Raw genomic sequence first — 14,559 nt, forward strand, 5'->3', positions numbered from 1 at the left:
TGATTTGAGACTCTACCGGGCTAGCCGGAAGACAAGACATCATCTGCTCGTGATATTGTTCACCACCTTAATCGTTGATGGGGTGGTGACTTTTTTGATCATTTGTTCTAGCGGGTACATTTTTGGGGGATAATTTTGCTGTTGGATAATTAAACCACTATATTTCGCCATGGGGTCAGGAGAATCGGGCAGAATGAAAAAAGGAGTTATGTCATTTTTGATTGTCGCTGTTATCACGACCAGTTTAATTCCTAGTCCCGGTAGGACTGAGAATAGAAGTAACGACTCAACGCCCGATGCTCGTCAAATCAGTCAGCTATTTTATCCGCCACCCAGCGAAGAACCAACGTTTCGGGTGATTGGTAAAGGTCGAGCTAGCCAACCTGCTGATAGAGCTAGTCTCCTGTTTAAATTTGCCAGAAACTATCCGTCGCCGCCAGAGGGAGTCTTGTCTCAATTTGAACCCTCAGAAGAGAATGTAACCTTAGAGATGTTGCAACCCATTCTGGATGCACTCCAAGCCATTGGCGTTTCTGAGGAAGCGATTGACTTAGACATTATTCAACCCAGTGGTAGCTTTTTGCCTTTTCCCTTTCCCTCTACCGCCACAGAAGGAGGAGCGCAGCTGGTTGTCACCGTGGACAATCCTAACCGCGATCGCTTGGAGGAAATTGTCAATACTGCAACAGATGCAGCCAGCCCGATTGAAGCGATTCTGATCAGTACAGTTAACGTAGAATATTCCGTGAATAACTGTCAAGCCCTAGTCCAAGCTGCTTATCAATCAGCCGTTGAAGATGCTCAAAACCGAGCCAACAGTCTAGCGGCGGCGATGGGAACTCAACTGAGGCTAGTACCCTCAGTCGCTGAACCATTCTATGCGGTTTTCTTACCCGGATGTGACTCAGAGGGAAATTTACCCTTCGGCAATACTACCTCATCGGTGTACGATCCTGATGCTCCTGTAGAAGTTACCGTAAACAAGGATATCTTTGTCACCTATACTGGACGCTAAGTCGGGAAATCTGTGGAGGTAGGGAGCAGAGGGAGCTGGGAAACTGGGGAAGTTGGGAACTTTGAGCATAAATCAGTCAATTGTAGGGGCGGGTTTAGGGACTAAATTCAGATATCCACCAATAATTCATCAACAAAACCCGCCCTCTTATAAGGTTCTAAGAATACCCTTATCTTCCTAGCAAACGAGACAACAGCAAATACATCAACCGAAATAAAGCCGTTATCGCGATCGCACTCGCTGCAGCAATCCCTCCAGTAATGACTAATTCTAGGATAGACCAGCCGAGCATCAGTAAAGGGATGAGCAATACAGCCAAACTTATTCCGCTGATTGTTAGCAATTTATTGGTCTTCAACCGATGATAATATTGTCCATAAACTAAACCGCCAATAGCCATACCTAACAATCCCACAGTTATCCCTGAAAAACCCAGAAACTGTTTTAAAAGCATAAACAGTAATCCGCTTTCAAATCCAATAAATGCCGCTTCAGCAAAAATTTCTGATAGTGAACGGGGTTGAATCGCTGAACTCTTAGAAATCGGGGGACTTGGTGAAATTGGGGAATGGGGTGGTGGTGAAGTTTGAGTTGGAGATGATACAGATGGTGAGTTCAGAGCATCTATCACCTCTTGAGCCGATTGAAACCGTTCACTCGGCGTTTCTAAGAGCATTTGGTCTAATACATTAGTGAGAGTATCACTAACTTGGGTATACTGTCTCCAGTGCCAAATATTGCTATGGAAATCGCGCAGATCTTGCGGTTCTTTACCCGTCAATAAGACAATTAAGGTTACCGCTAAAGCATACAAGTCAGAAGACTGGAAAACCTTTTGCCCTTGCATCTGTTCACGAGGAGCATATCCAGGGGTATAAATACCTGTAGAAGATGTCTTTTTTGCGGATGTGGCTACTTGCTTAACTGCACCAAAATCCAACAGATATAAACGTCCATTCCGATGACGCATAATATTTGAGGGTTTAATATCCCGATGGATTGAATCATGCTCGTGGACAAACTTGAGAACGTCTAGCATTTCCCTGAAAATTTCCATGACTTCAGTTTCAGAGAATGTTCCTTTTGTTTTTAGTTCTTCGGCTAAGTCTTGCCCATCAATAAATTCTTGCACTAAATAAAAAAACTGATCTTGGGTATCAGGTTTGATTAAATTAGTAACACTTAATGGGAAAAAAGCATAGAGATTAGGAATTTTGGAATGATTATTACCCAGTTTTTCTAAAACTTCTGCCTCCTGCTCGAATAATTCTTGCGCTTTAGCGAGTTCAACAGGACTTAATTGATCAGAAGGCTGGAATTGCTTAACGACACAATAGCGCATCAAAGGTGTGTGGCGATCGCGTGCCAAAAATGTTGTACTAAACCCTCCCTGACTCAGCAACTGGGTGGGAATATAACGACCCCCCAAAATGAGTGGTATTCCACAAGCTGTACAATATCTCTGCTGTGCTGTTTGCAGCGTGGCTTTCTGATCCAGTTCAGCAAAGAAGTTTTGGGGACGAGGGCAATGGGGGCGAGTGCAGTGAATTTCCATTGTTCATATCCAAAGAAGTCATAAGTTATAAGTTATATATAAGTTATAAATCAATTGTAGGGGCGGGTTTAGGGACTCAGGTCAGCTTTTCACCAATAACTGAAAAGCAAAACCCGCCCTGATTCATCAGTCTTGGCTACGGAACCCTTAACTTCGTTCAAGGGAACCTGGTTTTGAGTCGCGATCGCGCCTTGTATCACTCTTATCTTCATAGCAAACGAGAAAGTAGTAAATAAATCAAGCGAAATAGAGCAGTAATGGCGATCGCACCTGTGCCAACAAACACTCCAATCAAGATGAAGTCGGGAATTGACAATCCAACCCGTAATGCTGGTATTAACAGTAATACCAACGTTATTCCAGCCAAAATTAGCAAATCTGTGCCTTCAATAATCCGGCGGTACTGCGTATAAATTAAACCCCCGACAATCATTCCCACTAATCCCACACTAATCTGTTGGATTCCCAGAATACTGTCCAGAGCAATAAACAGTAACGTCCCTTCAAAGCCCGTAAACCCTGCCCCGATTAAGGTTTCCAATAGGGTAAAACGGGGTGTTTGTCGCTGAATTGCTGGTTGTGGTTGAACTGGGGGTTGTGGTTGAACTGGGGGGTGTTGAACGGCTGGTTTGGGCTTGGAAGTAGGGGGAGGTGGAGGCGGCGGTGCAGGGGGAGTTCGACGCGGTTTCAGGGCGTCCATCACCTCTTGAGCCGATTGAAAGCGTTTATTTGGAGTGGGCAGAAGCATACGGTTTAAGACGTCTGCTAGGGTATCACTAACCTGGGTATAGGGTTTCCAGTTCCAAGCGTTATTGTAGGAATCATATAACTCTTCTGGCTCTTTCCCCGTCAGCAACATAATCAACGTTACCGCCAACGCATACAAATCTGTTGAAGGATAAACTTGCGCCCCTGACATCTGTTCGGGTGGCGCAAATCCCATCGAATAAATTCCCGTGGATTTGCCAGAGGGGGTTCCGGCTGCGCCTTTGGTGACTTGTTTAACCGCACCAAAATCCAACAGGTACAAGCGTCCATTTTGGTGACGCATGATATTAGAGGGTTTAATATCCCGATGGATTGAACCATTATCATGGACAAACTGGAGTACCTTCAGCATTGCCTGTAACACTTCTAGGACTTCAGATTCAGAGAATGTCCCTTTGGTTTGCAGTTCCTCCTCCAAGTCTTGTCCATCAATAAATTCCTGGACGAGGTAGAAAAATTGGTCTTCTTTACCCGATTGGTTCAAATTACCAACACTCAACGGGAAAAAAGCATAGAGATTGGGAATTTGGGGATGATCATTACCGAGTTGTTCTAATACCTCCGCTTCCCGTTCAAATAAACCTTGGGCAATGGCGAGTTGTTGGGGGCTTAAATCACCAGACGGCTGGAACTGCTTCACGACACAATCACGCATCGTTGGCGTGTAGCGATCGCGTGCCAGGAATGCGGTACCAAAGCCGCCTTGACCCAGTAACTTGGTGGGAAGATAGCGACCCACTAAAATCAGGGGCATCCCACAAGCCGTACAATACTTCTGTTGTGCCGTTTGCAGTGTCGCCTTGTCATCGAGATCGGCAAAAAAGTTTTGGGGGCGAGGACAGGTGGGACGAGTGCAGTAAATATCCATTGTTCTCAAAGCATTGGCACTACTAATTGTATCGCTCTCTTCGTTGAGGTTTTCCCTGGAAGGGCGGGTTTAGTGGAAATGGTACGATGATACCTTTTCTGGAGTGACTTGCACCTGCTCCTACCTCAGATTTAAGGTAGGGTTTGTGGCATAAGTTGTCACGCATTTAAACTGGGAATGGGTAGCGAGCAAGATGCTTACATGACAACGGTTGTGCAGGTGTTGACATTCAGGTTTAAATGCCGAACAGTTTAAGAAATGTTAACCCACGTCAAATTCGTACTGTTCCCTATTCACTAATCTCAACCGTCACGTTTGATTTTATCCAACTACTTAATTTGAATAATACTATGTCAAAAATTGGCAACGAAAACGAAAAAGATAATACTCTGTTGAACCAATGGCGTCAGAAAATCGAAATCGCCAATCATAACAATATTTTTTGTCATTGTCGTTATTGCGATGATGAATGGGTAGACTCATCGTTAAATAGTGCCTGTAATCACTGCGGTAGCCACGATATTGAACGGATTCCCTGTTGGCAGTTTCCAGATGGCTAAATTAAGGAGGTGGGAATAATTTAGATTGTCATTTGTCATACTCGTGCGAGCAAGAAGGAAGCTACGTTATTTGCTATTTATCGAAGAATTATTGCACTCTATCCGGGCGGGTTTAGTGATATCAAGGTGACAACCCAATGTTAATGGTAAAACCCGCCCCTACAACTTCCCCAGCTCCCAGACGTAGCATGCTACGTCTCTACATTGCTTTCCCTGCTCCCCCTGCTCCCCCAGCCTTCTTAAGGCGATCGCAGAGTCCGAATCGTTAAAACCTGGGGTGGTGTTGCATCCGCCGGATAGATAAAGTCAACTTCGACAAAACGGCGATCGCCTGGAGGCATTTTTAGGGTTAACAAGGGTTCTCCAGCTTGACCCCGGTGTTGTACCAGATGAACTGAACGGATGCGGGCTAATCCCCGGTCATCGGTATAACGTAGTTGTACAGTACCCCGAAAGAAGACCTGGGAATCGGGAGGATTCAAAAAGTGCAATTCGTCAGTTTCTTCTTCTTCATCGGGTTTAAGTGGGGTTTGAATCGCTAAGGTTACGGTTTTGGAAGCATCTGTGCGGTTGACTAAAGGCAAAGTCAGGTGATACCGCACCCCATAATTTCCATGGGCGCGATGAGCGGTATCGGGGTAACGGACTTTGAGGGGCGCACTCTGCATTTGATCAGTCCCTAAGGTGATAAACGGAACAGTACTGAGGGGATAGGAAAACGCTTGACCCGGTTGAGGAATCGTCAGATCTGACGCACCTGGACGATCGACAACCTCAGTACGCCATTGAGAACCAACCGCCACACCTGCGACCCGACCATAGACAATCTTACCGTCTGTTTGGTTGGGGGATGTCGGGATGCGATCGCGTGGTCCGGCTAAATTGCCTTTAAATAACAAATACTGCCATTCGTCAAGAGTAGGCGGACGATAGGGAAGTCCAGGTGTCCCCGAAGATTCTCGATTCACTTTGCGATCGGAGTTCAGGGGTGCATACATGGCTAAACTTGCCATATAAATCGGTCGATTGGTTCGCAGACGCATCAACGTAGACCGGGAATTGCCTAACGCAATGGGTAAATTCAATACCATTTCGCTCTGTCGCGGCGGAATAACAACTTGAGACGGAAACGAGGATTGATGCACACCACGCAGGATATCGGTGGCTACTCGTGAACCGGGACCAGAGTAGACCAAACCAAAGGGATTATCCATATAGGGCGGTAAGTCGATAAACGGAGCATCCGGATTGGTTACATAACTCACCGCTTGCAAAATATCTAAGGTTACAGGTTGACTCCCCGCATTGTGAACCAGAACCCCTTGGTACATGGGTCGCCATTCCTCTGGCGTATTGGAGCGGGCGATATGATGAGCAAAGATATCAAAGCGTCCAGAAAGCGGAAAATTTAAATGAGCGCCAGGACTTGCTTTTCCATAAGGGGGGAAGGTTGACAGTAAAATCCCCTCGGTTTGGATCACTTCGGGACTATTGCTATTAAAGACAGGTATCTGATCCAGTTGTCCGGGTAACGGTCGTATTTGTTGAGGTTGCACCACCAATTCCTGGGCGGGAGGAGGAGTTGGGGTTGTCGGGGGGACAGGGATAACAACTTGAGCCAGCGAGAAATTGGCGAATAGAGACAGCATGAACGAAGGGGTTTTCCAACCTCACACACACAACAACAGTTCTCAGTTTCAGCGTTTCACTCCCGTCATCAGCAATAAACTGGCAACAATGGCAGAGTGATTAAGACTAAGAACTGTAGATTTATCATCCTACCGCTTGTTATTGGTTATTGGTCATTGGTCATTTGTTAGGGAACAGGGAACAGGGAACAGGGAATTCAACCTGCATAAGCTGACACTACCGAGATATACGTTCCAGCGACGGCATAATTTGGATATGAACGATGACTTCCAGCTTCTACCCTAAACTGAATCGTCTGATTCTCACCGGAACCACAACCACAGTCCTAGCGACTACCTCCTTAACCAGTTTTTTTCTCGCCGCCTCAAATCCCGCACAAGCTAACCCGGAAGTTGACATTTACACCTTATGCACGAAATTCCCCTTAAATTCGCGCTGTGAAGGCTACGAACCCCCCGTCTCGCTCAAACAGCGTTCGGGTCATGAGGGACTGTGCGCTTTAACCTCTGGTGAAACTGATCTATCCGGTAAATGCAAAATCTCCCTCACTGAGGGAATCATCACCGCTTATATTGAACAAGGCGATCGCCTCGCGGTTTTGGATGATCAAAGACCAACCCAGGAAATTACTGTTGCGGCAAGTAATGTTGATACCCTAACCTATCAAGAAGGCAAAAAAGCTAACGTGGGTCGGCTTATTGGTAATACGTTGCTGTTCGGCGTTCTGGGTGCCGTTTTCACCAAACCGGATAAGATTGCCCAAATTGAGGTAGGTTTCACCGGAGAATCTGATCCCGCAACGACACAGGTTTTGACCTTGGTAACCGAACGGGAATTGGGACTGACGTTAAGAAGCAATTTGGAACGATTAACGGGAATTTTCGCGGAAATTCCTGCCGAAGAGAGACCGGAACCTCAAGAAACAACAGTCGATAATTCCGATACTTATTCAACAGATCTAGATGGATTCTGTGAGTCTTATCCACACAATTCTCGTTGTCAGAATTCCACAGATGAATAGAGAATCGAGCGACTCAACAATCTATTTTTTATCGTAAGTAAGGGCGGGTTTTGTTGTTCCGTTATCAGTAATAAGCAGATTGAGTGGCTAAACCCGCCCCTACAAATATGTGATTTCAGTTATCATTCTTTTTACCGTATCTCCATCATCCCATTCCTCCCCAAATCAGCCGCGCTACCCAAAACGGAGCTAAAGTCGCGATCGCGATCCAGTCTCCCCAGTGTAAACGCAGTTGATGCCATTGGACTCGATGCTGGTTGGGACTGGTAAAACCACGCACTGTCATGGCTTTGGCAATTTGATCGGCTCGCATGAGTAGATTTTCCAATAACCGTTCAGTCACCATGATCCAAACTTGGGCGCTGCGGCGAACCCCTAGCTTTTTCCAGTTAATCGCACGAGTCCGAATTGAACGGACTAAATTTTGCACTTCCTCCAAAACTAAGGGAATAAAACGCAAGGATAAGGTTAATGTTAGAGCAATTTCTGTAACTGGAATATTCAGACGCCGTAAGGGAAGCATTAGACTTTCTAACCCGGCGGTAATTTCTTCTGGGGCGGTGGTGAGCAAGTAAAGATTGGTGCTATAAATTAGTGTAAAAATTACGGTACTGACCCGAACCGCTAGATCCAATGAGCGACGGGTAATCGTAACTGGACCCGCTTCCAGGAGAATATATCTGTAGTCCGTCGGTTGGGGTAAATTGGTCAGGATAACTGTTTCACTCTCAGAAGCCTCTGGAACCGATTCCCGTCCGATACCAAAGGGATTATACCAGGGTCTAGGTTGAGGCGATTCCTGTGCTGAGGTTTCAGCAGATTCAACCACGAGAATGTCCCCCTGAGGAAGCCGAGACTGATGATCAACCGCCAATCCATCGGGCGCGATCGCGGTGAGAATAAAGACAAATACCGCTAGCATCAGCAGCCAACCCATTTGCTGACGCCAAACCCGTAACGGGATACGGGCTGACAGGGTGAACAAAATCAATACCACAACAACTGCCAAACGGCAATAGGGATTGGCTAATAAAGGTACTGCCAAAAAGCTCATTAACCAGATAAGTTTTACCCGAGAATCCAGGTAATGGAGCCAAGTTACAGGTTGTTCCAGGTATAGCCCTAACGGGAGCGATCGCAGTAAGTCCATGGTTTGTCATTCGTCATTCGTCATTCGTCATTCGTTATTCGTCATTCGTCATTCGTTATTCGGCAAAAGGGAATGGGGAATAGGCAAAAATATGCCCTCGAAGGTTGTCAAGAATCAATGTATCCCATCTCACTATTGTTTTGACCATTGACAAAGGACATAAGACATAAGACATAAGACCAAGGACCAATTAAACCCGAACTGCTCGATTAGCATTGCTGCTTTCAACATCGCGGACTTTCTTCCCACGCCATAATAGACGCAAGGGTGTCCCGGTAAAACCCAGTTGTTGGCGAAATTGACGCTCAATATAGCGGCGATAGTTTTCATTAAATCGTTTCGGATCATTGACAAACAGGACAATCGTTGGGGGTTTAGTTTTAACCTGGGTGCCGTAGTAAATTTTGCCTTGGCGTCCTTGGCGGTTGGTGGGCGGGGAATGCCAGTTAATGGCTTCTGCAAGCACTTCATTAATCACAGACGTACTGACGCGGCGCTGGTGTTCTGCGGCAACAGTATCGACTAAATCGAGAATTTTGTCTACTCGTTTTCCGGTTAAGGCGCTGACAAAAATCATCGGTGCCCATTCAATAAAATAGAGGCGATTTTTCAGCAGTTTTTCGTATTCATAGATCGTATAGGTATCTTTTTCAATTGCATCCCATTTGTTGACCAAGATAACCGCCGCCCGTCCGTCTTCAGCAATGCGTCCAGCAAGTTTTTGGTCTTGTTCGGTAACACCATCTAGGGCATCAACCACGAAGAGAACCACATCAGCACGGCGAATAGCTTTGAAGGCTCGATTAATGCCAAAAAATTCCGGTCCATATTCGACATTTTTCTTCCTGCGAATGCCTGCGGTATCAATAAGACGATAGAGTTGAGATTCAGTCTCGGTTTCTGGGTTTCCGGGGCGTTCGACAATCATATCAATGGCATCGCGGGTAGTACCAGAAATGGAACTGACGATCGCACGTTTTTCTCCTGTCAGGGCATTTAATAGACTAGATTTACCTACATTCGGACGTCCGACAATCGCCACGTTGATTTCTGAGGTGTCGGGAAGCATTCCCACCGTGGGCAAATGGGTAATCAGTTGATCCAGGAGTTCCCCTGTTCCTGCACCGTGAATCCCAGAGACAGGGAAGGGTTCACCTAAACCGAGTTCCCAAAACTCAGCCGCTTGGATCAGTCCTTGTTGGGGGGATTCGCACTTGTTTACAGCCAGAACAACCGGGACAGGGTGCTGGCGTAGCCAATCTGCGATCGCATAATCGGCGGCGGTGGGACCCATTTGACCATCGACCACTAATATAGCGGCGCTGGCTTCGCTGAGGGCTGCCATTGCCTGTTCTCGAATCAGGGGCAGAAATTCGGTATCATCATCAAAAACCAAACCCCCAGTGTCTACAATCGAGTAATCTCGGTCTTGCCAGAACGCGGGTCGATACGTGCGATCGCGGGTAACTCCCGGTTGATCATGGACAATTGCATCCATCACCCCGGCTAACCGATTGACAAGCGTTGATTTGCCCACATTCGGGCGTCCGATTACAGCAACTACTGGCAAACCCATCGTCCTCTTCCCCCTAACGTATAAGAAGCATTACGCTCCAGTCTTCTATTGTAGCGAGGTGAAAGGGAGTGGCTGATTCCTTTATCATTGGTCATGGGATTAGAAAAGACGTTTGAAGTTAGACGTTTAATTATGGCGCAGCAACTTTTGGAACTGGATACAGACGATGGCGGTACAATTCTGGTAGCAGTGGACGTGCCAGAATCCGCCGTCGGTCAGGTAGCAACGCCTGGAGAACCCCCGATTAAGAAACTGGATCGCAGCTTTAATGTGATTCAGGCGTTAATTGTACGCGGTTGTCGCCCTTTGACCAAAGCCTTTCAACAATTACACAGAGAAACCCAAGCCACAGATGCGGAAGTGGAATTTGGGATTAATTTTACCGCTAAAGGCAATGTTTATCTGGTGGAATCGTCGGGAACGGCAACGCTTAAGGTTAAAGTGAGTTGGAAGATGGATCAACAGAAACGGTAATCAAGCCTGATGAGTTGGCAACAGGTAAAACGGGCGACAGTTGCGATCGCGGCGGCTGAGGATGGTATTATCCGAGGGACAGGGTTTTTTGTCTCGTCTCACGGGTATTTGTTTACGTGCGCTCATGTAGTGGAAGCGGCTGGCGGCTGGGAACAGTTACGAGTGCAAGGAAAATCGGTATCTTTGGTGTATCTGGGGAATAGTCGCCAGGATGATTTTGCCGTCTTGCAGATAACTGGATATCAGGGCGAGGGAGTTCCTTTATCCCTCTCCGTCACACCCATGCACCGCTTCTTAAGTATTGGTTATGGACGTCCAGATTTTCCAGAAGGCGCTTCGATTGATGGGGCGATTACCGATATCAATCCCCAAGCCAATTTTGGCAATTTACCCATGCTGCGGCTGCGGGTAATGGCAGATGCTCAACGGGTGCAGGGAGGATATAGTGGTTCGCCTGTCTTTGATGCCCAAACTCAGGCGGTGATTGGCTTAATTGCCGCATTTGACCATAGCCAAGGGGCGCTAGCATTACCACTAACTACAATAGGCGAAAAATGGTCAACCCTCCAGGAGTTATTGACCCCAACACCTTCTCATCCCCCTGCTTCCCCTTCTCCCAAAACTGCCAAAGTCTTTATCAGTTACCGCAGCCGTGATCCCGATTTAAGTGTGGCACAGCAATTCTATGAAGCCCTGAAAGCTGCTGGACATGAACCGTTTATGGCGGGGGCGAGTATTCGTTTAGGGGAAAATTGGGCGGAACGGATTGACCAGGAATTAGAACAATGTGATTATTTTCTCCTTTTATTATCCTCCCAATCGGCAACCAGTGAAATGGTCACAGAGGAGGTGCGACGAGCCAGGGAATTGCGGGATAGACGGGAAGAAAAGAAACCTGTAATTCTGCCGATTCGGGTCAACTTTCCCCTGGATTCCCCGTTAAATTATGACCTGCGCGGGTATTTACAGCGGATTCAGCAACGGGAATGGCATTCTCCTGACGATACACCAGTGATTGTACAGGAACTATTGGCGCTGATATCCCAAGGGGGAGAACCTTGGGTGGTTCCCCTGGCGGAGACTCCAGAACCTGCTGCACCTGCAATAGCCAGTCCCGATTTTCCCCCGTTACCTGTAGCGGAACCGGAATTACAACGGGAACCGGGAGGGGCGGTTTCACTCAAATCCGGGTTATATGTAGAGCGTTTGCCGATAGAAACCGATTGTTATCAAGAAATTTTACAACCGGGTAGCTTGATTCGGATTAAAGCGCCCCGACAGATGGGAAAAACCTCGTTAATGGCGCGAATTCTCCATCATGCCAAAGAACAAGGGTATCATGCTATTCCCTTGAGTTTACAACGGGCAGATAGTCAGCTTTTAGGTAATTTAGACCAATTTTTACGCTGGTTTTGTGAACAGGTAGGGCGACGCTTAAAGCGGTTAAATCAGTTAGATGAATATTGGAGTATGTATGGAAGTAAGGATAAATGTACAGCCTATTTTGAGGAATGTTTATTAGAAGAAATTGACCAGCCCTTGGTTTTGGGGTTGGATGAAGTTGACCGGGTGTTTCCCCATCGAGCAATTGCCGATGACTTTTTTGCCTTATTGCGCTCTTGGTATGAAGGGGCGCGTTATGGGGATTTTAGTAGCGAATTATGGGAAAAGTTGCGGTTAGTCGTGGTACATTCAACGGAGGTGTATGTGCCATTGGATATTAATCAATCGCCATTTAATGTGGGTAAAAATGTAGAGTTGTCGGAGTTTAGTACCGAGCAGGTGTTAGATTTAGCCGGACGTTATGGACTGAATTGGACAACCAGTCAGGTTGAGGAATTAACGCAGTTAGTCGGGGGACATCCCTATTTAGTGCAAAAGGCGTTGTATCATTTGCGGCGTCAGGATGTGACGTTAGGAGAGTTAGCAGAAACAGCGGCAACAGAGGCGGGAATTTATAGCGATCATTTGCGGCGTCATTGGTGGAATTTGAAGGAATATCCCAAGTTAAAGGAAGCGTTTCGTCAGGTAGTGGTTAAAAATAAGTCCGTGGAATTAGATGCCGAGTTAGCGTTTAAATTAGACAGTATGGGGTTAGTACAGTTACAGGGGAATGAGGCGATTCCGAGGTGCGATTTGTATCGTAATTATTTCCGCGATAATTTAGGAGATTAAATCCTTCGGACTTCACCCTCATCCCCTAACCCCTTCTCCCTTGATGGGAGAAGGAGAACCCAGGTGTTTCATCATCAACGTAGGGTGCGTTAGGCGCTGATTTAGTATCAATCGTGAGGATTAAATGAGTTAGCGCCGTAACGCACCAATTTGGGAATAGAATAAAAGACGGTGCGTTACGGTACGAAGATAGCACCCTACGAAAAATCTATATGAATATAAATGTAGGGTGCGTTAGGCGCTTATTTAGTGTAAATTGTGAGGATTAAATGAGTTAGCGCCGTAACGCACCAATTGGGGGAGATAATAAAAGGCGGTGCGTTACGCTACGCTAACGACACCCTACGGGATTACCAGATACACACCGTTTCGGGGGATTTGAGGATGAGTACCGCATCCCATCCAGACTACAGCTATCAAGTCGGCGGGAGTCTAAAACAAGATGATCCCACCTACGTTGTACGTCAAGCAGATCAGGATTTTTATGAAGTCTTAAAAGCAGGTGAATTCTGCTATGTTCTCAATTCCCGCCAAATGGGTAAATCTAGCTTGCGGGTGCAAACCATGCGGCGATTGCAAGGGGAGGGAGTTGCTTGTGGTGTGATTGATATTACCGCCATTGGGAGTCACAATATTGCCCCCTCGGAATGGTATCTGGGTTTAATTCGCCGACTGGCACGGAGTTTGGGAATTAAGGTTAAGGTGATCAAATGGTGGAATGAACGGGAGGGATTGTCCCCGACACAGCGTTTGGGTGAGTTTATCGAGACGGTATTGTTAGCCGAGATTTCCCAATCGATTGTTATTTTTATTGATGAAATCGATAGTATTCTCAAGTTAGACCTAAAAGACGATTTTTTTGCCCTGATTCGCACTTGTTTTAACGAACGGGCAGATAATTCAGAGTATCAACGCCTGACATTTGCCTTGTTGGGGGTGGCGACACCTTCGGATTTAATTCAGGATAAAACCCGCACGCCGTTTAATATTGGTAGGGCGATTGAATTGCGGGGGTTTGGCTTATCGGAAGTGTCACCCTTAGCGCCGGGATTGGCGGGAAAGGCGGAGAATCCGCAAACGGTTCTCAGGGAGATTATAAACTGGACAGGGGGACAACCCTTTCTGACGCAAAAATTATGTCAGTTGGTGATTACGTCTCCCTTTACGATTGCATCTGGGAGTGAGGCAGAATTAATCGCAGGGTTAGTGCGATCGCGTATACTGGAAAACTGGGAAGCTCAGGATGAACCAGAACATCTCCGGACAATCCGCGATCGCGTTTTAAGCAATGAACAACGGGCAGGGTATTTACTGGAACTATATCGGCAAATTTGGCAAGATGGGGAAGTCACCGCCACGAATAGTGATGATGAAGCCCGATTAAAGCTGGCGGGGTTGGTGGTGAAGCAGGGAGGAAGTTTAAAGGCTTACAATCCCATTTATCGGGAAGTCTTTAATCAAAATTGGATTGACCAAGAATTAAAGAATCTACGCCCCTACGCCGAGACGTTTAGAAGGTGGGTAGTCTCTGGGTATGAGGATGACTTTCTGTTGCAGGGTAAGGCGTTGCAAGAGGCGCAAGCTTGGGCAAAGGGGAAAAATTTAAGTTACAGCGCTTCGCGCTGCTATGAGGTACAGTAACAACAATGAGCAAACCAATTTCTTAAATGTTTAGGATTGATTAAATCAAGAGCTACAGCCAAAATTTTATCAATCATAGAACTGGTAGTAGGAGTAAAGCCCAGCA

At 46.5% G+C, this 14,559-nt stretch carries 12 protein-coding genes; 7 read left to right on the forward strand and 5 right to left on the reverse strand.

Translation table 11 applies throughout. The features are described 5' to 3' along the window. Positions 1-193: 193 nt before the first annotated feature. Complete coding sequence (locus RIG27_RS32955; protein WP_446351261.1) at positions 194-1,015, forward strand: SIMPL domain-containing protein; 822 nt, start codon at positions 194-196, stop codon at positions 1,013-1,015. 169 nt (positions 1,016-1,184) lie between these two features. Here the strand turns inward: RIG27_RS32955 and RIG27_RS32960 are convergent, their stop codons facing one another. Both RIG27_RS32960 and RIG27_RS32965 read right to left on the reverse strand, forming a co-directional pair. Further along, entirely contained in the window at positions 1,185-2,570 is a 1,386-nt protein-coding gene (locus tag RIG27_RS32960; RefSeq protein WP_446351262.1) for a protein kinase domain-containing protein, read from the reverse strand. Between the two features lie 208 nt (positions 2,571-2,778). Next, entirely contained in the window at positions 2,779-4,206 is a 1,428-nt protein-coding gene (locus tag RIG27_RS32965; protein ID WP_446351263.1) for a protein kinase domain-containing protein, read from the reverse strand. Positions 4,207-4,556: 350 nt separating this feature from the next. Between RIG27_RS32965 and RIG27_RS32970 the strand changes: the two genes are divergently transcribed. Continuing rightward, positions 4,557-4,766 (forward strand): hypothetical protein, encoded by a 210-nt coding sequence (locus RIG27_RS32970; protein ID WP_446351264.1) that lies wholly within the window; start codon positions 4,557-4,559, stop codon positions 4,764-4,766. Positions 4,767-5,005: 239 nt separating this feature from the next. Here the strand turns inward: RIG27_RS32970 and RIG27_RS32975 are convergent, their stop codons facing one another. After that, the gene (locus RIG27_RS32975) at positions 5,006-6,415 is read right to left on the reverse strand and encodes a DUF3370 domain-containing protein (RefSeq protein ID WP_446351265.1); all 1,410 of its coding nucleotides are present in this window, start codon (positions 6,413-6,415) and stop codon (positions 5,006-5,008) included. Between the two features lie 263 nt (positions 6,416-6,678). On the opposite strand from RIG27_RS32975, the gene RIG27_RS32980 reads away from it, so the two are divergent. After that, positions 6,679-7,437: a hypothetical protein gene (locus RIG27_RS32980; RefSeq protein WP_446351266.1), complete on the forward strand. Its 759-nt coding sequence runs from the start codon at positions 6,679-6,681 to the stop codon at positions 7,435-7,437. 145 nt (positions 7,438-7,582) lie between these two features. Here RIG27_RS32980 and RIG27_RS32985 read toward each other — a convergent pair whose 3' ends face one another. Then, on the reverse strand, positions 7,583-8,587 hold the full coding sequence (locus RIG27_RS32985; RefSeq protein ID WP_446351267.1) for an energy-coupling factor transporter transmembrane component T family protein: 1,005 nt from the start codon (positions 8,585-8,587) through the stop codon (positions 7,583-7,585). Between the two features lie 3 nt (positions 8,588-8,590). Here RIG27_RS32985 and RIG27_RS32990 point away from each other — a divergent pair, with 3 nt between their 5' ends. Next, positions 8,591-8,731 carry a hypothetical protein gene (locus tag RIG27_RS32990; RefSeq protein ID WP_446351268.1) on the forward strand — a complete coding sequence of 47 codons (141 nt, stop codon included), beginning with the start codon at positions 8,591-8,593 and terminating at the stop codon, positions 8,729-8,731. A gap of 46 nt (positions 8,732-8,777) precedes the next feature. Here the strand turns inward: RIG27_RS32990 and der are convergent, their stop codons facing one another. Then, the gene (gene der, locus RIG27_RS32995; RefSeq protein WP_446351269.1) at positions 8,778-10,163 is read right to left on the reverse strand and encodes a ribosome biogenesis GTPase Der; all 1,386 of its coding nucleotides are present in this window, start codon (positions 10,161-10,163) and stop codon (positions 8,778-8,780) included. Positions 10,164-10,256: 93 nt separating this feature from the next. Here der and RIG27_RS33000 point away from each other — a divergent pair, with 93 nt between their 5' ends. From RIG27_RS33000 to RIG27_RS33010, 3 genes are all read left to right on the forward strand, one after another. After that, on the forward strand, positions 10,257-10,637 hold the full coding sequence (locus tag RIG27_RS33000; protein ID WP_446351270.1) for a CU044_2847 family protein: 381 nt from the start codon (positions 10,257-10,259) through the stop codon (positions 10,635-10,637). 9 nt (positions 10,638-10,646) lie between these two features. After that, positions 10,647-12,812, forward strand: coding sequence for an AAA-like domain-containing protein (locus RIG27_RS33005; RefSeq protein WP_446351271.1), 2,166 nt, complete (start codon positions 10,647-10,649; stop codon positions 12,810-12,812). Positions 12,813-13,196: 384 nt separating this feature from the next. Continuing rightward, positions 13,197-14,453, forward strand: a complete 1,257-nt coding sequence (locus RIG27_RS33010) for an AAA-like domain-containing protein (protein WP_446351272.1) — start codon at positions 13,197-13,199, stop codon at positions 14,451-14,453. Positions 14,454-14,559 lie beyond the last annotated feature (106 nt).

Source organism: Coleofasciculus sp. F4-SAH-05 (genome assembly GCF_040222985.1).
In the GTDB taxonomy this organism is placed as follows: domain Bacteria; phylum Cyanobacteriota; class Cyanobacteriia; order Cyanobacteriales; family Coleofasciculaceae; genus Coleofasciculus; species Coleofasciculus chthonoplastes.

What these genes read in the sequence shown, in the direction of transcription:
- RIG27_RS33010 (WP_446351272.1), top strand. Translation starts at nt 13,197, where the DNA reads ATGAGTACCGCATCCCATCCAGACTACAGCTATCAAGTCGGCGGGAGT.
- RIG27_RS32970 (WP_446351264.1), top strand. Translation starts at nt 4,557, where the DNA reads ATGTCAAAAATTGGCAACGAAAACGAAAAAGATAATACTCTGTTGAAC.
- RIG27_RS32975 (WP_446351265.1), bottom strand. Translation starts at nt 6,415, where the DNA reads ATGCTGTCTCTATTCGCCAATTTCTCGCTGGCTCAAGTTGTTATCCCT.
- RIG27_RS32985 (WP_446351267.1), bottom strand. Translation starts at nt 8,587, where the DNA reads ATGGACTTACTGCGATCGCTCCCGTTAGGGCTATACCTGGAACAACCT.
- RIG27_RS33005 (WP_446351271.1), top strand. Translation starts at nt 10,647, where the DNA reads ATGAGTTGGCAACAGGTAAAACGGGCGACAGTTGCGATCGCGGCGGCT.
- RIG27_RS32980 (WP_446351266.1), top strand. Translation starts at nt 6,679, where the DNA reads ATGACTTCCAGCTTCTACCCTAAACTGAATCGTCTGATTCTCACCGGA.
- RIG27_RS32960 (WP_446351262.1), bottom strand. Translation starts at nt 2,570, where the DNA reads ATGGAAATTCACTGCACTCGCCCCCATTGCCCTCGTCCCCAAAACTTC.
- der (WP_446351269.1), bottom strand. Translation starts at nt 10,163, where the DNA reads ATGGGTTTGCCAGTAGTTGCTGTAATCGGACGCCCGAATGTGGGCAAA.
- RIG27_RS32965 (WP_446351263.1), bottom strand. Translation starts at nt 4,206, where the DNA reads ATGGATATTTACTGCACTCGTCCCACCTGTCCTCGCCCCCAAAACTTT.
- RIG27_RS33000 (WP_446351270.1), top strand. Translation starts at nt 10,257, where the DNA reads ATGGGATTAGAAAAGACGTTTGAAGTTAGACGTTTAATTATGGCGCAG.
- RIG27_RS32955 (WP_446351261.1), top strand. Translation starts at nt 194, where the DNA reads ATGAAAAAAGGAGTTATGTCATTTTTGATTGTCGCTGTTATCACGACC.